Source organism: Streptomyces sp. NBC_00249, assembly GCF_026342355.1.
Taxonomy (GTDB): Bacteria; Actinomycetota; Actinomycetes; order Streptomycetales; family Streptomycetaceae; genus Streptomyces.
Window position 1 is genome coordinate 200,112 of record NZ_JAPEMV010000007.1, and the last position, 25,560, is coordinate 225,671.

Annotated in this window: 24 protein-coding genes; 16 read left to right on the forward strand and 8 right to left on the reverse strand. The window is 73.8% G+C overall.

Annotated features, from left to right (window positions below):
• Positions 1-49: 49 nt before the first annotated feature.
• Both OOK31_RS28225 and OOK31_RS28230 read right to left on the reverse strand, forming a co-directional pair.
• The gene (locus OOK31_RS28225) at positions 50-895 is read right to left on the reverse strand and encodes a siderophore-interacting protein (RefSeq protein ID WP_267090187.1); all 846 of its coding nucleotides are present in this window, start codon (positions 893-895) and stop codon (positions 50-52) included.
• A gap of 47 nt (positions 896-942) precedes the next feature.
• Positions 943-1,848 (reverse strand): 5'-3' exonuclease, encoded by a 906-nt coding sequence (locus OOK31_RS28230; RefSeq protein WP_267090447.1) that lies wholly within the window; start codon positions 1,846-1,848, stop codon positions 943-945.
• A gap of 457 nt (positions 1,849-2,305) precedes the next feature.
• Here OOK31_RS28230 and OOK31_RS28235 point away from each other — a divergent pair, with 457 nt between their 5' ends.
• From OOK31_RS28235 to OOK31_RS28245, 3 genes are all read left to right on the forward strand, one after another.
• Positions 2,306-4,318: a peroxidase gene (locus OOK31_RS28235; protein ID WP_267090188.1), complete on the forward strand. Its 2,013-nt coding sequence runs from the start codon at positions 2,306-2,308 to the stop codon at positions 4,316-4,318.
• A 264-nt stretch (positions 4,319-4,582) separates the two neighbouring features.
• Positions 4,583-5,131: a helix-turn-helix domain-containing protein gene (locus tag OOK31_RS28240; RefSeq protein ID WP_267090448.1), complete on the forward strand. Its 549-nt coding sequence runs from the start codon at positions 4,583-4,585 to the stop codon at positions 5,129-5,131.
• A 4-nt stretch (positions 5,132-5,135) separates the two neighbouring features.
• A complete protein-coding gene (locus tag OOK31_RS28245) occupies positions 5,136-5,888 on the forward strand; it encodes a helical backbone metal receptor (protein WP_267090189.1) in 753 nt (250 codons plus the stop codon).
• On the opposite strand, the gene OOK31_RS28250 is transcribed toward OOK31_RS28245, so the two are convergent.
• Entirely contained in the window at positions 5,857-6,990 is a 1,134-nt protein-coding gene (locus OOK31_RS28250; RefSeq protein WP_267090190.1) for a TDT family transporter, read from the reverse strand. The two genes, OOK31_RS28245 and OOK31_RS28250, sit on opposite strands and share 32 nt — an antisense overlap.
• A gap of 70 nt (positions 6,991-7,060) precedes the next feature.
• On the opposite strand from OOK31_RS28250, the gene OOK31_RS28255 reads away from it, so the two are divergent.
• Positions 7,061-7,984 carry a LysR family transcriptional regulator gene (locus tag OOK31_RS28255; protein ID WP_267090191.1) on the forward strand — a complete coding sequence of 308 codons (924 nt, stop codon included), beginning with the start codon at positions 7,061-7,063 and terminating at the stop codon, positions 7,982-7,984.
• Positions 7,985-8,118: 134 nt separating this feature from the next.
• Here OOK31_RS28255 and OOK31_RS28260 read toward each other — a convergent pair whose 3' ends face one another.
• From OOK31_RS28260 to OOK31_RS28270, 3 genes are all read right to left on the reverse strand, one after another.
• On the reverse strand, positions 8,119-8,823 hold the full coding sequence (locus OOK31_RS28260) for a gamma-glutamyl-gamma-aminobutyrate hydrolase family protein (protein WP_267090192.1): 705 nt from the start codon (positions 8,821-8,823) through the stop codon (positions 8,119-8,121).
• Positions 8,824-8,882: 59 nt separating this feature from the next.
• Positions 8,883-10,391 carry an ethanolamine permease gene (gene eat / locus OOK31_RS28265; protein ID WP_267090193.1) on the reverse strand — a complete coding sequence of 503 codons (1,509 nt, stop codon included), beginning with the start codon at positions 10,389-10,391 and terminating at the stop codon, positions 8,883-8,885.
• Between the two features lie 135 nt (positions 10,392-10,526).
• On the reverse strand, positions 10,527-11,273 hold the full coding sequence (locus OOK31_RS28270) for a FadR/GntR family transcriptional regulator (protein WP_267090194.1): 747 nt from the start codon (positions 11,271-11,273) through the stop codon (positions 10,527-10,529).
• Between the two features lie 77 nt (positions 11,274-11,350).
• Here OOK31_RS28270 and OOK31_RS28275 point away from each other — a divergent pair, with 77 nt between their 5' ends.
• The 4 genes from OOK31_RS28275 (at position 11,351) to OOK31_RS28290 (ending at position 16,455) form a co-directional block, all read left to right on the forward strand.
• Positions 11,351-12,715: a glutamine synthetase family protein gene (locus OOK31_RS28275; protein WP_267090195.1), complete on the forward strand. Its 1,365-nt coding sequence runs from the start codon at positions 11,351-11,353 to the stop codon at positions 12,713-12,715.
• A 78-nt stretch (positions 12,716-12,793) separates the two neighbouring features.
• The gene (locus OOK31_RS28280; RefSeq protein ID WP_267090196.1) at positions 12,794-14,173 is read left to right on the forward strand and encodes an aldehyde dehydrogenase; all 1,380 of its coding nucleotides are present in this window, start codon (positions 12,794-12,796) and stop codon (positions 14,171-14,173) included.
• 5 nt (positions 14,174-14,178) lie between these two features.
• A complete protein-coding gene (locus OOK31_RS28285; RefSeq protein ID WP_267090197.1) occupies positions 14,179-14,964 on the forward strand; it encodes a 3-oxoacyl-ACP reductase in 786 nt (261 codons plus the stop codon).
• 195 nt (positions 14,965-15,159) lie between these two features.
• A complete protein-coding gene (locus OOK31_RS28290) occupies positions 15,160-16,455 on the forward strand; it encodes a haloacid dehalogenase-like hydrolase (RefSeq protein ID WP_267090198.1) in 1,296 nt (431 codons plus the stop codon).
• Here OOK31_RS28290 and OOK31_RS28295 read toward each other — a convergent pair.
• A complete protein-coding gene (locus tag OOK31_RS28295) occupies positions 16,452-17,645 on the reverse strand; it encodes an amino acid deaminase/aldolase (protein WP_267090199.1) in 1,194 nt (397 codons plus the stop codon). The two genes, OOK31_RS28290 and OOK31_RS28295, sit on opposite strands and share 4 nt — an antisense overlap.
• Positions 17,646-18,157: 512 nt before the next feature.
• On the opposite strand from OOK31_RS28295, the gene OOK31_RS28300 reads away from it, so the two are divergent.
• Genes OOK31_RS28300 through OOK31_RS28310 form a run of 3 tightly spaced genes read left to right on the forward strand, consistent with a single transcriptional unit; the run spans position 18,158 to position 20,858 of the window.
• The gene (locus OOK31_RS28300) at positions 18,158-18,910 is read left to right on the forward strand and encodes a hypothetical protein (RefSeq protein WP_267090200.1); all 753 of its coding nucleotides are present in this window, start codon (positions 18,158-18,160) and stop codon (positions 18,908-18,910) included.
• On the forward strand, positions 18,907-20,115 hold the full coding sequence (mycP, locus tag OOK31_RS28305; RefSeq protein ID WP_267090201.1) for a type VII secretion-associated serine protease mycosin: 1,209 nt from the start codon (positions 18,907-18,909) through the stop codon (positions 20,113-20,115). The genes OOK31_RS28300 and mycP overlap by 4 nt, the downstream gene beginning before the upstream one ends.
• 2 nt (positions 20,116-20,117) lie before the next feature.
• Positions 20,118-20,858, forward strand: coding sequence for an SseB family protein (locus OOK31_RS28310; RefSeq protein WP_267090202.1), 741 nt, complete (start codon positions 20,118-20,120; stop codon positions 20,856-20,858).
• A gap of 74 nt (positions 20,859-20,932) precedes the next feature.
• On the opposite strand, the gene OOK31_RS28315 is transcribed toward OOK31_RS28310, so the two are convergent.
• Entirely contained in the window at positions 20,933-21,313 is a 381-nt protein-coding gene (locus OOK31_RS28315; protein ID WP_267090203.1) for a DUF1844 domain-containing protein, read from the reverse strand.
• 325 nt (positions 21,314-21,638) lie between these two features.
• On the opposite strand from OOK31_RS28315, the gene infC reads away from it, so the two are divergent.
• From infC to OOK31_RS28340, 5 genes are all read left to right on the forward strand, one after another.
• Positions 21,639-22,376, forward strand: a complete 738-nt coding sequence (infC, locus tag OOK31_RS28320) for a translation initiation factor IF-3 (RefSeq protein WP_267090449.1) — start codon at positions 21,639-21,641, stop codon at positions 22,374-22,376.
• 103 nt (positions 22,377-22,479) lie between these two features.
• Positions 22,480-22,674 (forward strand): 50S ribosomal protein L35, encoded by a 195-nt coding sequence (gene rpmI, locus OOK31_RS28325; protein WP_266598480.1) that lies wholly within the window; start codon positions 22,480-22,482, stop codon positions 22,672-22,674.
• A gap of 106 nt (positions 22,675-22,780) precedes the next feature.
• Positions 22,781-23,167 (forward strand): 50S ribosomal protein L20, encoded by a 387-nt coding sequence (gene rplT, locus OOK31_RS28330; protein ID WP_267090204.1) that lies wholly within the window; start codon positions 22,781-22,783, stop codon positions 23,165-23,167.
• A 149-nt stretch (positions 23,168-23,316) separates the two neighbouring features.
• Positions 23,317-24,174 carry an RNA methyltransferase gene (locus OOK31_RS28335; protein WP_267090205.1) on the forward strand — a complete coding sequence of 286 codons (858 nt, stop codon included), beginning with the start codon at positions 23,317-23,319 and terminating at the stop codon, positions 24,172-24,174.
• A gap of 326 nt (positions 24,175-24,500) precedes the next feature.
• The gene (locus OOK31_RS28340; RefSeq protein WP_267090450.1) at positions 24,501-25,532 is read left to right on the forward strand and encodes an ATP-binding protein; all 1,032 of its coding nucleotides are present in this window, start codon (positions 24,501-24,503) and stop codon (positions 25,530-25,532) included.
• Positions 25,533-25,560: the final 28 nt, after the last annotated feature.

Below are 25,560 nucleotides of genomic sequence, written 5' to 3' on the forward strand. Positions count from 1 at the left end.
CCGCGCCTCAAACGCCGGCGGGGCTGGAGGGGGCTGGAGGGGGCTGGGGTCAGGCGGCGGCTGGGGTGCGGAGTTCTTGTTCGGCTTCTACCGTGGCGTTCCAGTCGCGCTTGATCGCGCGCCAGCCCTCGTCCGTCTCGCCCTGGCGCCAGTAGCCCGAGATGGAGAGGCGGTCGCGGGCTACGCCGCGGTCCAGGCGGAGGTGGCGGCGGAGTTCCTTCACGAAGCCCGCCTCGCCGTGGACGAAGGCGTGGACGTCGGAGGACGGGAAGATCATTCCGGTGACCGCTTCGACCAGGGCCGCGCCCGCCGGGCGGTGGCCGCGGTGGAGCCAGACCGGGGCGATGCCGTCCGGAGTGGTGATCCGCTGCTCGTCGGCCGGGCCGCCGACCTCGATGAAGGCGCGTACGTCCGCACCCGCCGGCATCCGCTCCATCGCGGCGGCGATGGCCGGGAGGGCGCTCTCGTCGCCCGCCAGGAGGTGCCAGCCGGCCATCGGGGCGGGGGCGTAGGAGCCGCCCGGGCCGAGGAAGCGTACGAGCTCGCCCGGCTGGACCCGGGCCGCCCAGGGGCCGGCCAGGCCCTCGTCGCCGTGGACGACGAAGTCCAGGGTCAGCTCCCGGCGGGCCGGGTCCCAGGCGCGGACCGTGTAGGCGCGCTGGCGGGGCCAGTCCTCGCGGCGGTGGGTGGCGCGGATGGCGTCGAGGTCCCAGGGATGCGCGTACCGCACGCCCTCGGGCGCGAACAGGAGTTTCACGTAGTGGTCGGTGTACACGCCCGCGCCGAAGTCGGCCAGCCCGTCACCGCCCAGCACGATCCGGACCATGTGCGGCGTCAGCCGCTCGGTGCGTACGACGACAGCGGTGCCGACTGTGCGGGCGCGTCCTTCTGCCACGGCGTCTCCCTGAACTTACGAAGCTTAGGATTACCTAAGTTAGCACCTCATGGGCGCAGCGCGCTGCTCAGGCGTGACATCGCTCCTCCCAGACCCCACCGATGGGCGAGTGCGTCGACCGTTTCGGGGTGCTTCGGGGTGTGGGGGAGGGCGGGGTCGAAGGCGGGGAGCGGGACGTCGGAGGCGACCTGGACGACCTTGGGGGCCACCGCGAGGTACGGACGGGACTCGTCGAGCCTCTTGCGCTGGGTGGGGGTCAGCTTCGACTTCGGGTCGTCGATCGCCGCGATGATCCCGGCCAGGGTGCCGTAGGCGTCGAGGAGCTTGGCGGCGGTCTTCTCGCCGATGCCGGGAACGCCCGGCAGGCCGTCGCTCGGGTCGCCGCGCAGCAACGCGAGGTCCGCGTAGCCGGGGCCGTCGACCCCGTACTTCTCGCGGAGCCAGGCCTCGTCCGTCACCTGGAGGCTGCCGACGCCCTTGAGGGGGTAGAGGACCCGGCGCCGCTTGGCGTCGTCCACCAGCTGGTAGAGGTCCCGGTCGCCCGTGACGATGTCCACCGGGCCGCTCGCGCGGGTGGTCAGCGTGCCGATCACGTCGTCCGCCTCGTACCCGGCGACGCCCACCCGGGCGATCCCGAAGGCGTCCAGCGCGGCCTCGATGACCGGTACCTGCGGGGCGAGGGTGTCGGGGGTCTCCTCCAGGTCGGGCCCGGACTCCGCCTCCTCGGCGACCCGGTGCGCCTTGTAGGAGGGGATGAGCTCCACCCGCCAGTGCGGCCGCCAGTCCGCGTCCATGCAGGCCACCAGGTCGTCGGGGCGGTGGTCCTGCACCAGCCGGCCGATGAAGTCGAGCAGCCCGCGCACGGCGTTGACCGGAGTGCCGTCGGGGGCCTTCACGGAGTCCGGCACACCGAAGTAGGCGCGGTAGTAGAGGGAGGCGGTGTCCAGGAGCATCAGGCGTCGTGTCGTCACGGAGTCGATGATGCCGCACCCGTCGGGCGCCCGACCCTCGCCCGGAGTCACCTGCGGTGATGAAGCCGTCACTCCAACAGTTCGCCCGGCGCGCGCCCGCGCGGTCCTTCCCGGAGGGTGTTGATCACTGGCAGGACGTCCTGCCCGCCCGGTCCCCACGCGAGGAGTCTCGGACGCCGATGCCCGCCACCGCCGCCCCCGTCGCCGTCCGCCGCGGCGTGCTCATATGCGGTCGGCCGACGGCTGCCTGACGACCCGTCGTCGGGGCGGGCTCCGGCGGACCGCCGTGATGCCGGTGTCCGTGACGAGCCGATCGCCCTCGGTGTCCGTGCCGGTGCCGGTGCCCGTTCCCGGGTGGCCGTCGTCCGTGCGCCCGGCCCGGGCACCGCCGACCGCCCTTCCCGCCCTCCCGCCCCGCCCCCACCCAGGAGCCCCCACGATGGATGCCGTCCAGCAGTCCGCCCCCGCCGCTTCCGCCCCCGCCCGGCGGACCGTGCTGAAGGCCGGGGCCGGGACCGCCGCCGCGCTGGCGATGTGCCCGCACGCCGCCGCCGCGGCCGCGGTGGCCCCGGCCGCCGCCCCGGCCGCCGCCCCGGTCCGGGCCGCCGCGGACGGCCCCGACCTGCCCCTGCGCACCGACCGCAGCACCCAGGGCGACATCCTGGCGGGCTCCCGCAAGGACCAGGCCTGCCTGCTGCTCCTGCACTTCTCCGACCCGGCCGCGGCGCGCCGCTGGCTCGGGAAGCTGCTGCCGGAGCTGTCCACCACCGAGGAGATGGCCCGCTTCAACGCCGCCTTCAGCGCGGCCCGCCTCAAAGCGGGCGGCGCCGACCCCGCCACCCTGTCGGCGACCTGGACCGGCCTGTCCCTGACCTACCCCGGACTGCGGTTCCTCGCCGGACGCGATCCCTTCCCGGCGGTGCCGCCCGGCAGCACCGCCGAGGCTTTCGTGCAGGGCGCCGCGCAGCGCGCCGAGGCCCTCGGGGACACCGGTAGCAGCGCCCCCGACTCCTGGCTGTTCGGCGCCGAGCAGGCCGAGCCGGCCGGACGCACCGTGCACGTCGTGCTCAGCCTCTCGGCGGACGACCCCGCCAAGCTCGCCGCGGCCGTCACCCGCCACCGCAAGGCCCTGGCGGCCGCCACCGGGGTGGTCGTCTTCCGGCAGGACGCCGCCACCCTGGCCGGAGCGCTGCGCGGGCACGAGCACTTCGGGTTCACCGACGGGATCAGCCAGCCCGGCGTGCGCGGCTTCCACGCGCCCGACCCCGGTACCGGTACCACCGTCCAGGGGAAGCCCGGGACGCGGCTGGTCCCGGCCGGGGAGTTCCTCGTAGGGCAGGAGAAGGCCGGGCACCGGCCCGCCGGGCTGCCGGCGTGGGCCACCGGGGGCTCCTTCCAGGTCGTACGCCGCCTCGCGCAGGACGTGCCCGGCTGGTGGGCGCAGGTCCGGCTGCGGCTCGCCGAGCTGAAGAAGAGCGGGGCGGCGCCCGACGGGGCCACCGACACCTGGATGGCGTCGCGGCTGGTGGGCCGCTGGCCCGGCGGCACCCCCGTCGCGGGCTGCCCGCTCGCCGAGCGGCCCGGACCGGTGGGCCAGGACCCCGACGCCGCCCTGACCTACGCCGACGACCCGCAGGGCTGGAACACCCCGCTGTTCGCGCACATCCGCAAGGGCAACCCGCGCGACGGCCTGAACCTCGCCCCGGGCCGGCCCCCGCTGGCCCCGGACGCGCTGGACGGGCACCGGATCATCCGGCGGGGCATCCCGTTCGGTCCCGCCTACGACCCGCAGGCGGGCGCCGGGCGCGGCGCCGACGTCCCGCGCGGGCTGGTCTTCATCGGCTACCAGGCGGACCTCGTGGAGCAGTTCGAGTTCATCGCGAAGCGGTGGATCAACGAGGGCGACTTCCCGGCCGGCCGCAACCCCCGGGTCGGCGCCGACCCGGTCCTCGGCCCCGACTCCCCGGTCACCTTCGAGAACCGCTCCGACAGCGGCAGCCGGGCCACCACCCTGCGCTTCGGCCGGTTCGTCCGCACCGAGGGCGCGCTCTACGCCTTCACCCCCTCGCTGCCCGCTCTGCGGGCCCTCGCCGACGGCGACCTCGACGACTCCGTCGAGGTCCACCCGGCCACGGTGCTGCGCGTGGGGGACGTCCTCGACGCCGGCTCCGTACGCCTGACCCTCGGCGCCGACGGGGACCTCGTCATCCTCGACCGCGAGGGCTCCCGGCTGTGGAACGCGGGCACCGCCGGCACCGGACACGACGCCCGTTTCGACAGTGACGGCGAGCTCACCGTGCGCGACGCGGCCGGGCGGACGGTCTGGAGCAGCGGCACCGAGGGCCACCGCGGCGCCCGGCTGCTGGTCAGGCCGCAGGGGGACGTGGTGATCCTCGACGGGGACCGGGAGATCTGGCGCCCCCTGGACGCCGTGCGGGCTCACCGAGGGTGACGGGCCGGCTGCGTGAACCCACCGGGTCGGGGCCCGGTGGGCCCTTGAGCGCGAATCCGGGGGCGGTTGCTGCGTAAGGTGCTTACAGCACACCGATGTGCGACGAGGACAGGGGAGGGCAGCCCCGACATGATCGACAAGGAACACGGCGACATCGCGGACTTCTCGCAGGACGGCGCGGCCGGTGGTCACGGCGGCGACGCCGTCGACGGCGGCATCGACGGCGGCGCAGACAAGGAGAAGGACTCCAAGGAGCCGCTCCGGGTGGGCGTCGCCGTGCGCAAACGGCGCCGCGCGCTCCACCTGACCCTCGCCGCGGTGTCGGCGCGCAGCGGCCTGTCCGTCCCCTTCCTGAGCCAGATAGAGAACGAGCGGGCCCGCCCCAGCATGCGTTCCCTGGAACGGGTCGCGGACGCGCTGGAGACCACGGCCGTCGACCTGCTGGCCGCCTCCGACACGGCGCGCACGGTGGACCTCGTACGGGCCGGGGACGACTCCGGGCTCACGCCGGTCAAGGGCGTACGTCCCCTCGTCCGCGGACACCACCAGCTGCACGCGCTGGAGTTCACCGGGGACCAGGACGCCGGACGCGAGTACCAGCACCGCAACGACGAGCTGATGTACGTGGTCTCGGGCGCCTGCCAGGTGGAGGCCGAGGGGCGGGCCTACCGGCTGGAGAGCGGGGACGCGCTGTTCCTCTCCGGCGGGGTCCGCCACCGCTGGCGGGCCGTCAGCGAGGACACCAAGCTCCTGGTCGTCGCCGTCGGCGACCACATCCACGCCACCTCCGAGCCGCCCTCGCCGGGCCGCTGAACCGGTGCGCGTCGTCTCCCTCGTCCCGTCCCTGACCGAGGCCGTGGCGGTGACCGGCGGCCCCGCGCTGCTGGCCGGGGTCACCGACTGGTGCACGCACCCGGCCGGCCTGGCCGCGGCGGCGCGGATCGGGGGGACCAAGAACCCCGACGTACCGGCGATCGTGCGGCTGCGCCCGGACCTGGTGATCGCCAACGAGGAGGAGAACCGGGCCCCCGACCTGGAGGCGCTGCGCGCGGCCGGGGTGGAGGTGCTGGTCACCGAGATCCGGGACCTGCCGCAGGCCTTCACCGAGCTGGAGCGGGTGCTGGTGGGGGCGCTGGGGCTGGCGCGGCCCGAGTGGCTGGACCGGGCCGAGGCCGCCTGGGCGGCGGTGGAACCCGTCGGCTCCCTGTCCGCCGTCGTCCCCGTGTGGCGGCGGCCCTGGATGGTGCTGGGCCGCGACACCTTCGCCGGGGACCTGCTGGCGCGGCTGGGGGTGCGCAACGCCTACGCCGGGCACGCCGAGCGGTATCCGCGGGTGCCGCTCGCCGAGCTGACGGCGAGCGGCTGCGACCTGGTGGTGCTCCCCGACGAGCCGTACCGCTTCACCGCCGAGGACGGCCCGGAGGCCTTCGGGGCCCTCCCGGCCGCCCTGGTGAGCGGGCGCCACCTGACCTGGTACGGACCCTCGCTGGCCGAGGCCCCGGCGGTGCTGGGGGCGGCGCTGCGGGCTCCGCTGGGCCCTAGCGGGGCGCGGCGAGCAGGCGGCCGGTGAACAGGCCGCGCAGGGTGTGCGCGGCGGCGAGCAGCCAGGCGGTGAGCAGGGCGGCGAAGAGGGCTGCGGCCAGCCAGGCGAAGGCGTCGAGCCCGGTGTGGCGGGCCAGTCCGGCGGCGCCGGTGACGCAGGTGCCGACGGGGAAGGTCAGGGCCCACCAGGTCATCGCGAAGCCCATGCCGGCCCGGGCGGCCCGCACCAGCATGGCCGCCGCGAGGGCGAGCCACAGCAGGGCGAAGCCCATCACGGGCACCCCGTAGACCACCGCGAACGCGCCGAACGCGTGGGCGTAGGAGGCGTCGACGGCGCCGGGTGCCACGTCCGCCAGCTGGTTCACGGCGGTGGTGGACTGGCCCAGGGGGCCCAGGACCAGGAACAGGGCGGGGGTCAGCGCCAGGGGCAGGGGGCCGCTGACGATCAGCCGGCCGAAGACCAGGGGGAGCAGCAGCAGCGTCGCCAGCAGGCTGATGCCGAACATGGCGTAGCAGGCCAGCAGCAGGGCCTCGCGGGGCTGGCCGGCGGGCAGGTGGGGTATCAGCAGGGGGCCCACGGCGGCGGAGACCATGGGGGAGACGACGGGCAGCAGCCACACGGGGGTGGCCTGCGAGGCCTCGACCTTGTGCCGGACCACCATCAGGTAGGGCACCAGCACCGCCATGAGCAGCCCGATCGCGGTGCCGGCGGTGAACAGCACGGTGTCCGCGGCCACCGCGGCCCGCTCCCCGATCAGGTCCTTGCCGACGATCAGGGTGCCGCCGCCGACGGCCAGCAGGGCCATCGCGAGGCAGCCGTAGAAGGGGGCCACGGCGGGGTCGAGGAGATGGGCGCGGGCCTGGTCGCGGTGGTGGAGCCAGTGCCCGGCGCGGGCGGTGAGCAGTACGGCGAGGGCCGCGGCGGACAGCGCCCAGACGATCTGGCAGGCCACGCGCTGGCCGGGGAGCTGGTACGGGAGGGTGGCGCCGGCGTTGGCGATGATCGCCGTGCCCATGACGGAGGCGTACCAGTTGGGGCCGAGGTGGCGCAGCGCGGGTGCCTTGTGGGTCCGGGGCGCGGTCTCGGAGGGGGTGGGGTCGGTGCGGGGTCGCACGAGGGTGGTGGCCATGGGTCCAGCGTCCCGCCGGGCCGGGACGTACGGCAGAGGCCGCCCCTCTATGAGGCCATAAACTGATGTTATGGCTAATGAGGAGTGGGTTCCGCTGGCGCACCGCGTGCCCGACCTGGGCGCGCTGGAGCTGCTGCTCGCGGTTGCCCGGGTCGGCAGTCTGAGCGGCGCAGCCCGGCACCTGGGCATCACGCAGCCCGCCGCGAGCAGCCGGATCCGGGCGATGGAGACCCGGCTCGGCGTCGCCCTCGTCGACCGCTCCCCGCGCGGCTCGACGCTCACCCCCGAAGGCGCGCTGGTCACCGACTGGGCCCGACGGGTGGTCGAGGCCGCGGAGGCCTTCGACGCGGGAGCACAGGCGCTACGGGGCCGGCGGGACTCGCGGCTGCGGGTGGCGGCCAGCATGACCATCGCCGAGTACCTGCTGCCCGGCTGGCTGATCGCGCTGCGCGGCGAACGGCCCGGCACCGCGGTGTCCCTGCACGCCGGGAACTCGGCGGACGTGGCCCAGCGGGTCCTCACCCACGAGGCGGACCTCGGCTTCGTCGAAGGCCTGTCGGTGCCGGAGGGCCTGGACTCGGCCGTCATCGCCCAGGACCGCCTGGTGGTGGCGGTCGCCCCCTCCCACCCCTGGGCCCGGCGGACCCGGGCGGTCGGGGCGGACGAACTGGCACGGACCCCGCTGATCCTGCGGGAGCGGGGGTCCGGGACCCGGCAGGTCCTCGACGCCGCGCTGGCCGCCTCCGGGGGGCTCGCGGAACCGCTGCTGGAACTGGCCTCGACCACCGCGGTGAAGGGGGCCGCGCTGAGCGGGGCGGGGCCGTGCGTGCTGTCGGAACTCGCGCTGGGGGACGAGCTCGCGGGGCGGCGGCTGGTGGCGGTGCCGGTCGCCGGGGCGCGGTTGGGGAGGGCACTGCGGGCGGTATGGCCCACGGGCTCCCGCCCGGCGGGCCCGGCCCGCGACCTCCTCTCCCTGACCCGCACCCCGCGCTAGGCCCCGGCGGAGCCGCAACCCCCTGGGAATCCGCCCCGGACCCCGCTCCTCAAACGCCGGAAGGGCTGGATTTCGGCCGGCGTAGGCAGCGGAAGGCCCCGCCCCGGGTGGGGGCGGGGCCTTCCGGTCGGGGGTCAGGCCAGGGCTGCCGGGACGGTGGCGGCGGCTTCGACGAGGGAGGCCATCACCCGGGTGTCCTTGTCCCGCTCCGGGTGCCACTGGACGCCCAGCACCCACCGCCCCCGGTCCGGGTCCTCGATCGCCTCGACGGTCCCGTCCAGCGCGTACGCGGACACGACCAGCCCCCGCCCCAGCCGCTCCACGGCCTGGTGGTGGTAGGTCGGGACGTCCGCCTCCTCGGGGACCAGCTCCGCGTACCGGGTGCCCGCGACGGGGCGGACGGGGTGCCAGGAGGTGACCCCGGGGGTGTGGACGTGGCCGTCGATGTGCTGGACCAGGGTCCCGCCGAGCGCCACGTTCAGCGCCTGCATGCCCCGGCAGATGCCCAGCAGCGGCATGCCGGTGTCCAGCGCCGCCCCGATCAGCGCGAGTTCCCACTCGTCGCGCACGGTCGCGGCAGGCCCCGTACGGGGGTCGCGCGGTGCCCCGTAGTGGACCGGGTCCACGTCCGGGCCGCCCGAGACGATCAGGCCGTCCAGCCGGCTCAGCACCTCCGCCGCCCGCCCCGGTTCGTCCGGCGGCAGCAGCACGGCCGCGCCGCCCGCTGCCTGGACGAGCTGGTAGTAGTCGCTGGGCACGAGGGCCGTGGGCAGGTCCCACACGTTGTAGCGGGTCGATTCCTCGACGTAGGTGGTGATGCCGATGAGCGGCCTGGGCACGGTGCTACCTCCAGGGTGGTGCCGGACGGTGGAGCTCAGGAGACGACGGGGCAAGGATTTCAGTCGCGGGTCAACTCCGCCTCGGCTTCCGCCAGCGCCGCGAACTCCTCCTCCGGCGCCGAGGCCACCAGATGGTGCCGACTGTAGATCGCGAAGTAGGCGAGGGCGACGGCGTACACGGCGAGCGCGATGAAGGCCGCGTCCTTGTCGACCAGGAAGGTGGCGACGAGGGCCGACAGGGCCAGGACGAAGGCGACCGACGAGGTCAGGACGCCGCCGGGGGTGCGGTAGGGCCGCTCCAGGCCGGGCTCGCGGCGGCGCAGGACGATGTGCGAGAGGGCCATCAGCGCGTACGAGATCGTCGCCCCGAACACGGCGATGTTGAGCATCCGCGCACCGTCCCCGGTGGCCGCCGCGAGGGCGAAGCCGATCGCCCCGGGAATCACCAGACCGAGGTACGGGGCCTTGCGCTTCGAGGTGAGCGACAGGAAGCGCGGCAGGTACCCGGCCCGGGAGAGCGCGAAGAGCTGGCGCGAGCCCGCGTAGATGAGCGAGAAGAAGGACGCGACGAGGCCGGCGAGTCCCGCGTAGTTGACGAACCGGCTCAGCGCGGTCGGCCCGCCGTCCCCTTCGAGCGCAACGACCAGGGGGTTTCCGGCCGACTTCACGGCGTCGGCGCCCTGCGCGCCGGTGGCGGCGAAGAAGGTGATCAGGGCGAGCAGCGCCAGGACGCCCATGGCGATGGACAGCGCCTTCGGCATGGAGCGGACCGGGTCCTTGGCCTCCTCGGCGGCCAGCGGCACGCCCTCGACGCCGAGGAAGAACCACATGCCGAAGGGGAACGCGGCCCAGATCCCGAGGACCCCGAAGGGCAGCCAGGAGCCGGAACCGAACGCCTCCGTGTCGACGGGGATGTTGTCGAGCGCGCTCGCGTCGAACTCGGTGAGGGCCCCGACCGCGAAGATCAGCAGCGCGGCCACCGCTATGGCGGTGACGACGAGGCTGAAGCGCAGCGCCTCGCCCACGCCCCACAGGTGCACCCCGATGAAGATCACGAAGCAGCCGAGGTAGACGGGCCAGCCGGAGGTCAGCCCGAAGAGGCCGAGGGATTCGACGTAGTCGCCGATGAAGATGACGATGGCCGCCGGGGCCAGGATGTACTCGATGAGGATGGCGGTGCCGGTCAGGAAGCCGCCCCAAGGGCCGAGCGCGCGGCGGGCGAAGCCGTAGCCGCCGCCCGCCGTCGGCAGGATCGTGGACAGTTCGGCGAGGGAGAACACCAGGCAGGCGTACATCGCGCCCATGAGCACGGTGGCGATGGCCAGGCCGCCGAAGCCGCCCTTGGCCAGTCCCACGTTCCAGCCGGAGAAGTCGCCGGAGACGACGTACGCGACGCCCAGTCCGGTCAGCAGCAGCCAGCCGGCGCTGCCGCGGCGCAGGGTGCGGCGCTTGAGGTACTCCGCGTCCGCGTCGCCGGGGGAGCCGGACCCGGAGCCGGACCCGGAGCCGGATTCCACGGATACGGATACGGACACGGACACCGATACGGGTGTGGGGTCGTCGGCCATGTGCGCTCCTGCCTAGGGCAATGCAATGGTTGTGAGGCGTACCTTTGCGTCATGGGCGTGGAACGCGCAAGACCCCCGCGTTAAACAGGGGTTACGAAAACCTCTCCGCCCCCTTCCGCCGCGCCCCCCGGCCGCTCAGGCCAGGAAGCCGCGCAGCAGGGCCGCCGTCCCGCAGCAGTGCTCGCGCATCACCGCCCGGGCCCCCTCGGCGTCGTGCTCCAGCACCGCCTCCACCAGTGCGGTGTGCTGCTGCTGCGAGTGCTCCAGGTTGCGCACCAGCAGCGGGATGCAGTCCAGCAGGTCGTTCACCGTGGCCCGGACGGCCGCGTACTGGGCCGTCAGCGTGGCCGAGCCCGCCAGTTCGCACAGGGTGAGGTGGAAGAGGGTGTCCTGGCGGCGGTAGTCCGGCAGCGGGGCGTCGTGCGTGGCGGTCAGCGCCCGCAGCAGCCGCTCGGTGCCCTCCTCCGTGAGCCCCTGCGAGGCGCACAGCCCGGCCGCCCCCACCTCCAGGACCTCGCGGAACCGCAGGACGTCCTCGATGTCCACGCCCGCCACGCGCCGGCGCAGCTCCTCCTCCGCGGCGCCGGCCGGGGTGTCCGGGCGGGCCTTCACGAACGTCCCGCCGTACCGGCCGCGCCGGGCCTCGACCAGGCCCTGGTCCTGGAGCACCTTGAGGACCTCGCGCAGGGTGACCCGGCTGATCCCCATGCGCTCCGCCAACTCCCGCTCGGGCGGAAGCCGTTCCCCGCCCGGCACCAGGCCGAGCCGGACCACCTGGAGGATCTGCTCCAGGGCCTCCTCGAAACCGTTGCCCGCCCGCACCTGCCGCAGTACGGGATTCAGCCGCGCGATCGCGCCACCCTCGCCCGTCGTGTCGGTCATCTCGGCTCCTCCCCTTCCCAAGCAATGGTTCTATTCAATACCTTAGGCGCACTCGGCTCACCGAAGGAGAGATTCCAGTGGTAGACCGCAAGCCGCCGCTCGCGCCCGAGGAGCTCCGTGCCCTCGTCGCCAGCGGTGAGATCGACACAGTGGTCCTGGCCTTCCCCGACATGCAGGGACGGCTCCAGGGCAAGCGGTTCGCCGCACAGTTCTTCCTCGACGAGGTCCTCGCCCACGGCACCGAGGGCTGCAACTACCTCCTCGCCGTCGACACCGACATGAACACCGTCGACGGCTACGAGATGTCCTCCTGGGACCGGGGCTACGGCGACTTCGCCATGCACCCCGACCTCGCCACCCTGCGCCGCATCCCCTGGAACCCGGGCAGCGCCTTCGTCGTCGCCGACCTCGCCTGGAACGACGGCACCCCCGTCGTCGCCGCGCCCCGCCAGATCCTGCGCCGCCAGCTGGAACGCCTCGCCGAGCAGGGGTACACCGCGATGGTGGGCACCGAGCTGGAGTTCATGGTCTTCCAGGACACCTACGAGCAGGCCTGGAACGCCAACTACCGGGACCTGACCCCCGCCAACCAGTACAACATCGACTACTCGCTCCTCGGCACCGGCCGCGTCGAACCCCTCCTGCGCCGCGTCCGCAACGAGATGCAGGCCGCGGGCCTGGTCGTCGAGTCCGCCAAGGGCGAGTGCAACCTCGGCCAGCACGAGATCGTCTTCCGCTACGACGAGGCGCTCACCACTTGCGACCAGCACTCCGTCTACAAGACGGGCGCCAAGGAGATCGCCTCCCAGGAAGGTGTCTCGCTCACCTTCATGGCCAAGTTCGACGCGCGCGAAGGCAACTCCTGTCACATCCACCTCTCACTCACCGATGCCGACGGGCACAACGCCATGGCCGGGGACGGACCGGGAGGCATGTCGCCGCTGATGCGGCACTTCCTGGCCGGCCAGCTGGCCGCGCTGCGCGACTTCTCCCTTCTCTACGCCCCGAACATCAACTCGTACAAGCGTTTCCGGCCGGGATCCTTCGCACCGACCGCCGTCGCCTGGGGCGTGGACAACCGGACCTGCGCCCTGCGAGTGGTCGGCCACGGCCGCTCCATGCGCTTCGAGAACCGCCTCCCCGGCGGAGACGTCAACCCCTACCTCGCCGTCGCCGGCCTGGTCGCCGCCGGGCTCTACGGCGTCGAGAACCGCCTCGAACTCCCCGAGGCCTGCACGGGCAACGCCTACACCGCCGACTTCGCCCACGTCCCCACCACCCTGCGCGAAGCCGCGGAACTGTGGGAGAACAGCGAGATCGCCAAGGCCGCCTTCGGCCCCGAAGTCGTCGCCCACTACCGCAACATGGCCCGCGTGGAACTCGACGCCTACGACTCCGCCGTCACCGACTGGGAGCTGCGCCGCTCCTTCGAACGCCTGTAACCGGCACCCGCGACCACCGCGCACCGCCGCACCGCACCGCGCACCGCCGCACCGTCCGCACACCAGAGAGGCACCACGTTGTCCGACGCGCTGGCCCCCCGCACGCTGAGCGTGCTGAACCCGGCCACCGAGGAACTCGTCGCCACCGTCCCGGCCGCCACACGGGACGACGTCGACGCCGCCGTCGTACGGGCCGCCGCCGCCCAGCGCCACTGGGCCGCGGCCGCCCCCGCCGACCGGGCCAGACTCCTGCGCCGCTTCGCCTCCGTGGTCGACGCCCACCTGGAGGAACTCGCGCAGCTGGAGGTCCGCGAAGCCGGCCACACCATCGGCAACGCCCGCTGGGAGGCCGGCAACGTCCGCGACCTCCTCGACTTCGCGGCCGGGGGAGTGGAACGCCTCTCCGGCCGCCAGATCCCCGTCGCGGGCGGCATCGACGTCACCTTCCTCGAACCCCTCGGCGTCATCGGCGTGATCGCCCCCTGGAACTTCCCCATGCCGATCGCCGCCTGGGGCCTGGCCCCCGCCCTCGCCGCGGGCAACGCCGTCCTCCTCAAGCCCGCCGAGACCACCCCCCTCACCGCCCTGCGCCTCGCCGAACTCGCCCTCGAAGCCGGGATCCCCGAGCACCTCTTCCAGGTGCTCCCCGGCCACGGAGCGGAAGCCGGGGACGCCCTCGTCGAGCACCCCGGAGTCGCGAAGATCGTCTTCACCGGCTCCACCGGCGTCGGCAAGCAGATCATGTCCAAGTGCGCCGACCGGGTGAAGCGGGTCACCCTCGAACTCGGCGGCAAGAGCCCCAACATCGTCTTCGCGGACGCCGACCTCGAAGCGGCGGCCGCGGCCGCACCCATGGCCTTCCTCGACAACACCGGCCAGGACTGCTGCGCCCGCACCCGCATCCTCGTCCAGCGCTCCGCCTACGACCGCTTCCTCGAACTCGTCGCCCCCGGCATCGAGTCCGTCCGGGTCGGCGACCCGCTCGACGAGAAGACCCAGATGGGCCCGCTCATCTCCCGCAGCCAGCTGGAGCGCGTACGCGCGTACGTCACCGACGACCTCACCGCCATCCGCGGCACCGCCCCCGAAGGCCCCGGCTTCTGGTACCCGCCCACCCTCGTCACGGACGTCGCGCCCACGGCGCCCGTGGCCGCCGAGGAGGTCTTCGGACCCGTCGCCGTCATCCTGCCCTTCGAGGACGAGGAGGACGCCGTACGCCTGGCCAACGCCACCGACTACGGCCTCTCCGGCTCCCTCTGGACCCGCGACATCGGCCGCGCCCTGCGGGTATCGCGCGCCGTCGCCGCGGGCAACCTGTCCGTCAACTCCCACAGCAGCGTCCGCTACTGGACCCCCTTCGGCGGATACAAGCAGTCCGGGCTCGGCCGCGAGCTCGGACCCGACGCCCTCACCGCATTCACCGAGACCAAGAACGTCTTCATCAGCACGGAGGCCTGACCAGCATGTCGAACGAAGAGATCATCTGCCGCCGCCTCGTCGGCCGCACCGCCGTCATCACCGGAGCCGGCAGCGGCATCGGCCTCGCCACGGCCCGCCGCCTGGCCTCCGAAGGCGCGAACGTCGTCTGCGCCGACATCGACCCCGCCGCCGGGAAGGCCGCGGCCGAAGAGGTCGGCGGGCTGTTCGTCCAGGTGGACGTCACCGACAAGGAGCAGGTCGACGCCCTGTTCAAGACGGCCTTCGACACCTACGGCTCCGTCGACATCGCCTTCAACAACGCCGGCATCTCGCCCCCGGACGACGACTCCATCCTCACCACCGAACTCGACGCCTGGCGCCGCGTCCAGGACGTCAACCTGACCTCCGTCTACCTCTGCTGCAAGGCCGCCCTGCCCTACATGCAGCGCCAGGGCCGCGGCTCCATCATCAACACCGCCTCCTTCGTCGCCATCATGGGCGCCGCCACCTCCCAGATCTCCTACACCGCCTCCAAGGGCGGCGTCCTCGCCATGACCCGCGAACTCGGCGTCCAGTTCGCCCGCGAGGGCATCCGCGTCAACGCACTGTGCCCCGGGCCCGTCAACACCCCGCTGCTCCAGGAACTGTTCGCCAAGGACCCCGAGCGGGCCGCCCGCCGCCTCGTGCACATCCCGCTGGGCCGGTTCGCCGAGCCCACCGAGATCGCCGCCGCCGTGGCCTTCCTCGCCAGCGACGACTCCTCCTTCGTCAACGCCACCGACTTCCTCGTCGACGGCGGCATCGCCGGGGCGTACGTCACCCCCCTCTAGGTCGTCTCTTCCGGATCTTGCCCGACCCGCGCCGCCCGGCACCGGACGACGCGGGCCTGACCGGCAAGATCCGAAAGAGACGACCAAACGTTCACCCCAGCACAACCTCCCCGACAGCCGGGCGTCGCGAGACGCCCGGCTGTCGTGTTCTACCGTCCCCGACGATCTTCATCAGAATCAGGAGTGACCACCTCAGTGATCCGACCCAGCACCACGCGCCGGCTCCAGGCCGCCCTGGCCACCGCGATAGCCGCCGGCGCCCTCGTCGCCACCGCGCCCGCCGCCCAGGCGGCCCACCCCGGCGGACACTGCACCACCCCGAAGCTCGCGGCCGGCTGGTACGGAGACAACCAGGCCCGGCTCCAGCAGCTCATCGACCAGTACGGCAGCTGCAACCCGTACCGCGCCGGCCGCGCCAAGCCCGTCGCCGTCTTCGACTGGGACAACACCGTCGTCAAGAACGACGTCGGCGACGCGACCATGTTCTGGCTGCTGCGCAACGGCAAGGTCCGCCAGCCCGCCGGCGGCGACTGGACCACCACCAGCCGCTACCTCACCCCGGCCGCCGCCCAGGCCCTCGCCACCGCCTGCGGCCCCCTCGCCCGCCCCGGCACCCCGCTGCCCACCGGCACCCCCGCGGGCGCCGCCTGCGCCGACGAACTGAACGCCGTCTACGGCACCGCCGCCACCCGCTCCGGCGCCGCCGCCTTCGCCGGCTGGGACCGCCGCACGACCGAGCCCGCGTACGCCTGGCTGCCCCAGCTCATGCAGGGCTGGACCGCCATCGAGATCCGCGGCTTCGCCGCCGCCGCCCGCACCGAGAACCTGGCCGCCCCCGTCGGCGCCAAGCAGCAGGTCGGCACCACCACCGCCACCGGCTGGGTCCGCTACTACGACCAGCAGCGGGACCTGATCAAGAACCTCCAGCGGGCCGGCTTCGACGTCTGGATCAGCTCCGCCTCCCCCCAGCCCGTCGTCGAGGTCTGGGCCCAGGGCGTCGGCGTCAAGGCCGACCACGTCATCGGCATCCGCAACACCACCACCCGCGGCGGCAAGTACACCGCCCACCTCCAGGGCTGCGGATCCGTCAAGGACGGCGCCGACACGATGATCACGTACATCGACGGCAAGCGCTGCTGGATCAACAAGGAGATCTTCGGCGTCCGCGGCCCCGCCGCCGAGAAGGTCCAGCCGGCCGCCCGCCGCCAGGTCTTCGCCGCGGGCGACTCCGACACCGACATCTCGTTCCTGCGCGACGCCACGGCCCTGCGCCTGGTCGTCAACCGCAACAAGAACGAACTCATGTGCCGCGCCTACGACAACAGCGACGGCAAGTGGATCGTGAACCCGATGTTCATCGAACCCAAGAAGCAGAAGAGCAGCCCCTACCCCTGCTCCACCACCGGCTACGTCGACCACGACGGCAGCGCCGCCCCCGTCCGCCGGGGCGACACCAGCGTCGTCCCGGACCAGACGGACACCGTCTTCTAGAGGAAGGTGCGGCCCTCGCCCCGGTACGTCGGGGCGGAGGCCGTCACCCGGTCCCCCTCGACCAGGTGCAACACGTCGAACCGCTCGCACAGTTCACCGGCCTTCGCGTGCCGGAACCACACCCGGTCACCGATCAGCAGATCGTCGGCCGGGCTCCCCAGCAGCGGGGTCTGCACCTCACCCGCACCCTCCTGCGGGTCGTAGCGCAGCCCCTCCGGCAGGTACGGCACCGGCAGCCGGTCGGCGCCCGGCGCGCCCGAAGCCGGATAGCCCCCGCCCAGCACCGTCACCACCCCCACCCCGGGCCGGCGCACCACAGGCTGCGCGAACAGCGCGGCCGGACGACCCCGGAAAGAGGTGTAGTTGTCGAACAACCGCGGCACGAACAGCCCCGACCCGGCGGCGATCTCCGTCACCGCCGCCTCGGCCGCCGTCTCCGCGACACTGCCCGTCCCGCCGCCGTTGACGAACTCCAGGTCCGGCACCACCGCCCGCACCGCCCGCACCGCCTCCGCGCGCCGCACCGCCAGCTCCCGGCGGGCCGCGCCCTGCATCAGCCGGATCATCCGCGACCGCACCGGCCGCCCCGCCAGGGCGTCACCGACCCCGGCGACGTGCCCCTCGTAGCCCATCAGCCCCACCACCCGGAACCCGGGCCGCTCCGCCACCTTCCGCGCCAGCTCCGCCAGCTGCCCGGGCTCCCGCAACGGCGAACGCCGCGCACCGACCCGCACGCGGCCGCCCAGCAGGTGCAGCGCGGTGTCCAGCTCCAGACAGACCCGCACCTCCTCGGCGCCGCCGTCCCGGGCCCGGTCGATCAGGTCCAGCTGCGCCGGATCGTCCACCATCACGGTGACCGCCCCGGCCAGCTTCGGATCACGGGCCAGCTGCCCGAAACCGGCCCGGTCCGCCGACGGATAGGCGAGCAGCACGTCCTCGAACCCCGACCGCGCCAGCCACAGCGACTCGGCCAGCGTGTACGACATGATCCCGGCGAACCCGGGGCGGGCCAGCACCCGTTCGAGCAGCGCCCGGCACCGCACGGACTTGCTGGCCACCCGCACCGGCTTCCCGCCGGCCCGCCGCACCAGATCATCGGCGTTGGCGTCGAACGCGGCCAGATCCACGAGGGCCAGCGGCGCGTCGAGGTGCGCGGTCGCCCGGTCGTACCGGGCCCGGTCGGAAGTCATGGGCGGCAGCCTGCCAGACGCTGCTACCGCTGGGTAGGCCCTTGCCCTGGCCGGGCGGTACCGAACGCACCCCGCTGCGCGGACCCGTAGCCCCACCCGGCCGGTACCGGCCGTCCCGCTGCGCGGGGCCGTCCCCTACCCGCCCTTCCACCGTTCCCGCCTCAAACGCCGGCGGGGCTGGATGTGGCCGGTGCGGCTCACAGACCTGGGGCTCCGCCCCGGACCCCGCGCCTCAAACGCCGGCGAGGCTGGAATGGGCGGGACCGGATCACAGACGTGAGACGTGAGGGGTCGGGGACGGGGTGGGGTGTCGTCCGGGATGTAAAACGTGATTTGTTGGCGCGCGGTACCGCCACACCAACGCAGCTGCGGAGGGGGCGCCATAAATCATGCCTATCCCGGACGGCACCCCACCCCGTCCCCGACCCCGCCCCCACCCCGGCCAGGGGCACGGCGGCGGCCCCGTAGAGTACGGGCAGGCAGCCGTACGGAACGGGGGGCGGAGCCGCCGGATGAGCACGTCGACACCAGGGACCCGCCACCCCGGCCGGGTGGCCACCGCCACCCTCTGCGCCCTCATCGGCACCGGCCTCCTCGCCGCCGGGGCCACCACCGCCTGGAGCGAACACCGCGCCGCGCACCGCCCGTTGCCCCCCGACGCCGCCTACCGCAAGGCCGCCTCGCTCTGGCGCTCGACCCCCGTCGACACCCTGTTCCCCCCGGTCCTGGACGGCCAGGACACCGGTCCCGGCGGCGCCGACCGCAGCTGGACCCGTACCGCCCTCGCCCCCGAAGCCGACTGCCCGGCCGCACTCACCGCCGACTGGCGGGCCGCCCTCGACGCCACCGGCTGCACCCGCGTCCTGCGCGCCACCTACACCGACGCCACCCGCAGCACGCTCGTCACCGTGGGCCTGGTCTTCACCCCCGCGACCGCCCCGGCCATGGACGCGCTCCGCGCCCGCCTGACGACCGCCCCGGCCGCCTACGCCTACGTCGACTCCCGCCGCGCCGCCTGGACGGCGACCGTCACCGCCCAGGCCCCGGCCGTGGTCTACGCGGTCTCCGCCTTCGCCGACGGCCGCGCCATGGACGCCCCGGTCCCGGCCGAGGAGGCCACCCGCGAGGGCGCCACCGGAGTCGTCGCCGAAGCGGGCCTCGGCCACGCCGCGAAGGCCGTCGCCGCCCGGGTCGAACGCACCCTCGCCACCGCCGCGGCCCCGCCCGCCACCCCGCACACCCCGGCCCCGGAGCCCCGCCGATGACCCAGAGACGGCCCAGCCGCCGCGCGACGACCGCCGCCGGAGCCCTGACCCTGGCCGCGCTCCTCACGACGACGGCGGCGGCCGCCGCCCCGCCCGCGGCCGCCGACACCATCCGCGACCGCCAGTGGGGCCTGCTGGCCCTGCGCGCCGAGGAGGCCTGGGGCACCACCCAGGGCAAGGGCGTCACCGTCGCCGTCCTCGACACCGGCGTCGACCCCACCCACCCCGACCTGAGCGGCCAGGTCCTCGAAGGCGCCGACCTCGTCGGCATGGGCGCCGGCCGCGGCGACCGCGCCTGGGCCCGCCACGGCACGGCGATGGCCAGCATCATCGCGGGCCGCGGCCACGGCCCCGACCGGGCCCAGGGCGTCCTCGGCATCGCCCCGCACGCCAGGATCCTGCCGGTCCGGGTGATCCTGGAGGAGGGCGACCCGGGCCGCGCCCAGGCCCGCGACAGCAAGTCGGGCGCCCTCGCCGAAGGCATCCGCTGGGCCGCCGACCACGGCGCCGACGTGATCAACCTGTCCCTCGGAGACGACAGCGACTCCGCCCACCACGAGGCCTCCGAGGACGAGGCCGTCCAGTACGCCCTCGGCAAGGGCGTGGTCGTCGTCGCCTCCGCGGGCAACGGCGGCGAGCGCGGCGACCGCACCTCCTACCCCGCCGCCTACCCCGGGGTCATCGCCGTCGCGGCCGTCGACCGCCGGGGGCACAAGGCCCCCTTCTCCACCCGGCACTGGTACGCCACCGTCAGTGCCCCCGGGGTCGACGTGGTCATCGCCGACCCGGACCGCTCCTACTACGAGGGCTGGGGCACCAGCGCCGCCGCGGCCTTCGTGTCCGGCGCGGTCGCCCTCGTCAAGTCGGCCCACCCGGGCCTGTCCCCGGCGCAGGTCAAGAAGCTGCTGGAGGACACCGCCGCCGACCGCCCGGCCGGCGGCCGCGACGACGCCCGGGGCCACGGCACGGTGGACGCCGTCGCCGCCCTCCAGGCCGCCGACGCGCTGCGCCCCGAGGCGCCGGTCCCCGCGCCCGTCCCGGCGGACCGGCGGTACTTCGGCCCCGGCCCCGACCCGGTGCGCGCCCCCGAGCGGCGTGAGCGGTTCGGGGCCCCGGCGGCCGCGGCCGGGGGAGCGGCGCTGCTGGTGCTGGCCGCCGTACTGGCCCGGCGTCCGCGCGCCGCGCGGCGGGATAGGCTCAGCTAATTGTGGCGACCAAGAACATTCCCGACCCCGGCTTCTCCGACGACGACGGCACCGCCGATCCCCGGCTGAGCGCGGCCCTGGCCGCCTGGGCGGCGGACCGGGCGGCCGAGCCCCAGGTGCTCGCGGCCCTCAAGGACGCGCGCCTGCTGGTTCCCGTCGTGGCGATGCTCGGCGAGGTCGAGACCGACCCGGAGACGGGCCTCAAGCGCGAGAAGACCAGCGACATGGCGGTGCCCACCCTCACGGCGGGGGACCGCCGGGCGCTCCCGGCTTTCACCTCGATCGCCTCGCTGGCGCTGTGGGACCCGGCGGCCCGGCCGGTGGCGGTCCCGCTGCACCAGGCCCTGGCGGCGGCCGCGCACGAGAAGGCGGACACGATCGTCCTCGACCTCGCCGGCCCCGTGCCCTACCAGCTGACCGGTTCCGCGCTGCTCGCCCTCGCCGAGGGCCGCACCGACGCCGATCCGCTGGCCGATCCGGCCGTGCGCGAGGCCGTACGGGCCGCCGTGGCCGCCGAGCCGACCGTGCTCGGCGCCCACCTGGTGCCCGGCGGGTCCGGCGCGGCCGGCACCCTGGCCGTCGTCCTGTCCGCCGACGCCGAGCCGGCCCCCGCCGCCCGCCGGGTCGCCGAGGCCCTCGCCGCGGACGAGACCCTGCGGGCCCGGCTCGTACGGGGCCTGGACCTGGCGCTGCTCCCGGCCGGCGGCCCGGTGCCGCCGGGGGAGCCCCTCTTCACCCGCTGACGTACGCCGAAGGGCCGCCCACCTTCCGAGGTGGGCGGCCCTTCCGCATGAGGACGGGTACGGCGGAACCGGAATCAGGCGTACACGGGACCCGTGAACTTCTCGCCGGGACCCTGGCCCGGCTCGTCCTGGACGAGGGAGGCCTCGCGGAAGGCCAGCTGGAGGGACTTCAGGCCGTCGCGCAGCGGGGCGGCGTGGAAGGAGCTGATCTCGGTGGCGCTCGCCGTGACCAGGCCCGCGAGGGCGGTGATCAGCTTGCGGGCCTCGTCGAGGTCCTTGTGCTCGGAGTCCGGCTTGTCCAGGCCCAGGTTGACCGCGGCGGCGCTCAGCAGGTGGACGGCCACCGTGGTGATGACCTCGACGGCGGGCACGTCCGCGATGTCGCGGGTCAGCTCGTCGTAGTCGGGGGCGGCGGGCGGGTCGAGGGGGGAATCGGAGGGCGTCGCGTCAGTCATGCGTCCCACGATATGCCGTGCGGCGGCCTTGCAACGCGGGTGCTAGTATGTACTTCGACCGGCCGGACACGTATGTGCCCGGCCCACAAGTGGAGGCTCCGTTCTCCCACCCGACCACCCTCCGGGGAGGCGGGTCATCCGGTCAGGCGGCATCCATCGTTCCGTACGGACGATGGAAAGCTGCCCGAGTCTGCGCCCCGCGGTTCGCACGCGGCGGTGCTCCGGTTGTATTGGAGCCCCTGCCTGTGCCCGGCGGGGCTTTTTTCATTCTCCGCCGCGGTAGGTCTGACGACACATGACGTCAGCGGCTGTCTGCCAGGCAGCCGTGTGGTGCTACCGAGGAGGATCCATCAGCACCGAGCCCCGCATCAACGACCGGATTCGCGTTCCCGAGGTACGACTCGTCGGTCCCAGCGGCGAGCAGGTCGGCATCGTGCCGCTTGCCAAGGCGCTTGAGCTGGCGCAGGAGTACGACCTCGACCTGGTCGAGGTCGCGGCGTCCGCACGCCCGCCGGTCTGCAAGCTCATGGACTACGGCAAGTTCAAGTACGAGTCGGCCATGAAGGCCCGTGAGGCGCGCAAGAACCAGGCGCACACGGTCATCAAGGAAATGAAGCTCCGGCCGAAGATCGACCCGCACGACTATGACACCAAGAAGGGTCACGTCGTTCGGTTCCTCAAGCAGGGCGACAAGGTCAAGATCACGATCATGTTCCGTGGTCGCGAGCAGTCCAGGCCGGAACTCGGCTACCGACTGCTGCAGCGCCTCGCTTCGGACGTCGAGGACCTCGGGTTCATCGAGTCGAACCCGAAGCAGGACGGCCGAAACATGATCATGGTCCTCGGTCCGCACAAGAAGAAGACCGAGGCCATGGCCGAAGCCCGCGAGGCGCAGGCCGCCCGCAAGGCCGAGCGCCAGGGTGTCGCCGTCACCGGCGAGGAGGTCCCCTCCGAGGAGGCCCCCGTCGAGGAAGCCGCCACGATCGAGGCGGAGACCACCGAGGCCGTCTCTGACGAGGCTGCCCCCGCCGAGGCCGAGGCCGAGGCGAACACCGAGGCCTGATACCGAGGCAGCCCGCTTCGGATCACCGACACAACTGACGCTCCCGCAAGCCGGTCCCGTACCGGGCCGGTGGGAGCGCCACCGACGAGGAGATAACGGCGCCATGCCGAAGAACAAGACGCACAGCGGTACCAAGAAGCGCTTCAAGGTCACCGGCTCCGGCAAGGTGCTCCGTGAGCGCGCCGGCAAGCGCCACCTGCTCGAGCACAAGTCGTCCCGTGTCACCCGCCGCCTGACCGGCACCGCGGAGATGGCCCCCGGCGACGCCGCGAAGATCAAGAAGCTTCTCGGCATCTGATGCCCTCCGCTCCCGCGTCAGGGAGCGGACGAGCGTCAAGAACCGGGACCCCATCGAATTCGGGCCGTGTGAAGACATCCACGGCCCCGCTACAAGGAGTTAAAAAGTGGCACGCGTCAAGCGGGCAGTAAACGCCCACAAGAAGCGCCGGGCAATCCTCGAGGCGGCCAAGGGCTACCGCGGTCAGCGTTCGCGCCTGTACCGCAAGGCCAAGGAGCAGGTCACCCACTCGCTGGTCTACAACTTCAACGACCGCAAGAAGCGCAAGGGCGACTTCCGTCAGCTGTGGATCCAGCGCATCAACGCCGCTGCCCGCCAGAACGGCATGACGTACAACCGCCTCATCCAGGGTCTGAAGGCCGCCAACATCGAGGTGGACCGCAAGATCCTCGCGGAGCTGGCCGTCAACGACGCCAACGCGTTCGCCGCGCTCGTCGAGGTCGCGCAGAAGGCGCTTCCGGCCGACGTCAACGCCCCCAAGGCCGCTGCCTAAGCCTTAGCCGGCCCGCTTCACGCGACCGGCACCCACGGACCCGCAGGCGATTCGCCTGCGGGTCCGTGTGCTTTCGCCCGGCCCTGCCGGCCGGCCCCGCCGGCCCCGCCAGCCCCGCCCCGGAACCCCGAGAGAGAACCGCACACACCATGGGTCACCCCGACGAGCTGATCTCCCCCCGATCCCCCCGGGTGGCCGCCGCCAGGCGCCTGGCGCGGCGGAACTTCCGCACCAAGGAGCGCCGGTTCATCGCCGAGGGCCCGCAGGCCGTCCGTGAGGCCGTCGAGCACCGCGGGGCCCAGGGCGCGACCCTGATCGAGCTGTTCGCCACCGTCGAGGCCGCCGAGCGCTACGCCGACATCGTCGAGGCGGCGCTGCTGGGCGGGGCCCGCGTGCACTACGCCTCCGACGAGGTGCTGGCCGAGGTGTCGCAGACCGTCACCCCGCAGGGGCTGGTCGGCGTCTGCCACTTCCTGGACTCCCCGTTCGAGGAGATCCTCAAGGCCGGGCCGAAGCTGGTCGCCGTCCTCGCGCACGTCCGCGACCCCGGGAACGCCGGTACGGTGCTGCGCTGCGCGGACGCCGCCGGGGCGGACGCCGTGGTGCTGACCGACGCCTCCGTCGACCTGTACAACCCGAAGTCCGTACGGGCCTCCGTGGGCTCCCTCTTCCACCTGCCGGTCGCCGTCGGCGTACCGGTGGAGCAGGCCGTGGAGGGGCTGCGGGCGGCGGGTGTACGGATCCTCGCGGCCGACGGGGCCGGCGAGGACGACCTCGACGCCGAGCTGGACGCGGGCACCATGGGCGGGCCCTCCGCCTGGGTCTTCGGCAACGAGGCCTGGGGCCTGCCCGAGGAGACCAGGGCGCTCGCGGACGCCGTCGTACGGGTCCCGATCCACGGCAAGGCCGAGAGCCTGAACCTCGCGACGGCCGCCGCCGTGTGCCTCTACGCCTCCGCGCGTGCACAGCGGGCGCCCGGAGGGTGCCGCTCCGTGACCCCCAGCTAGTAATGTGGCCGCCCGGGGGCCCACTGCGCTACTCGGAGATGTGGGGTAACGGGGACATGACCGTCGGTACGAACAGCTCGCCGGGAGCCACCGGAGCCGCGGGAGCCGCGGACGCGGCCGAGCAGCGGTTCCGGGACACCCCCGACGGCCTGAGCGGAGTCCCGCCGCAGTCCGGCCCCGCCGGGCGCGCTCCGGACCGTGGCGCAGCCGCCCGGGCGCAGGACGCGGGCGGGCGGCCGCGTGTGCCCGGCGCGGGCGAGGGTCCCGGCGGCGCGGCCGTCCCGGGCGCCGAGGAGACCCCCGGCCAGGGGGACGGCGGCTTCGGGATGGATCCCGACGAGCTGCCCGACGGGCTCGTCGTCGCCGACCACGCCGGGCGGGTCATCTGCTTCAACCGGGCCGCCTCCCGGATCACCGCCATCGCGGCCGGCCAGGCCCTCGGCGCCCGCATCGACAGCGCCCTGCCGCTGGAGGACCTCGAGGGCCGCCGCTGGTGGGCGCTGACCGACCCCTACGGCGGCCTCGCGACCCGGCGCGGCCAGCCCGAGCGCAACCTGCTGCTGCCCGGCGGCCGTGAGGTGCTGGTCTCCGCCCGGTACGTACGCACCCACCCCACCGGCCCGCTGCGCCGCCTCGTGGTCACCCTGCGCGGCACCGAGGCCCGCCGCCGCACCGAGCGCAGCCACGCCGAGCTGATCGCGACCGTCGCGCACGAGCTGCGCTCCCCGCTGACCTCCGTCAAGGGCTTCACCGCGACCCTGCTCGCCAAGTGGGAGCGGTTCACCGACGACCAGAAGCGGCTGATGCTGGAGACCGTCGACGCCGACGCCAACCGCGTCACCCGCCTGATCGCCGAGCTCCTCGACATCTCCCGCATCGACTCCGGGCGGCTGGAGGTGCGCCGCCAGCCGGTGGACCTCGCCGCCGCCGTGGGGCGCCACGTCCAGGCGCTCACCGCGAACGGCCAGGCGCCCGAGCGGTTCCTCGTACGGGTCAGCAGTGACCTGCCCGACTGCTGGGCCGATCCGGACAAGATCGACCAGATCCTCGGCAACCTCCTCGAAAATGCGGTGCGCCACGGTGACGGAACGGTCACCATCGACGTGTCGCCGCACGAGAAGGGAACCGCCGTCACCGTGACCGACGAAGGCCCGGGGATCCCCGAGGAGTCGATGGCCCGCGTGTTCACCCGCTTCTGGCGGGGCAGCAAGCGCGGCGGCACCGGCCTGGGCCTGTACATCGTCAAGGGCATCGTCGAGGCCCACGGCGGCACCATCACGGTCGGCCGCGGCCCCGGCGGCGGCGCCGAGTTCCGATTTATCCTGCCCGTGAGCGCCCCGGCCTACCTCACGCAGTAACCCTGCGGAGAGTCTCGCCAGGCGGCCC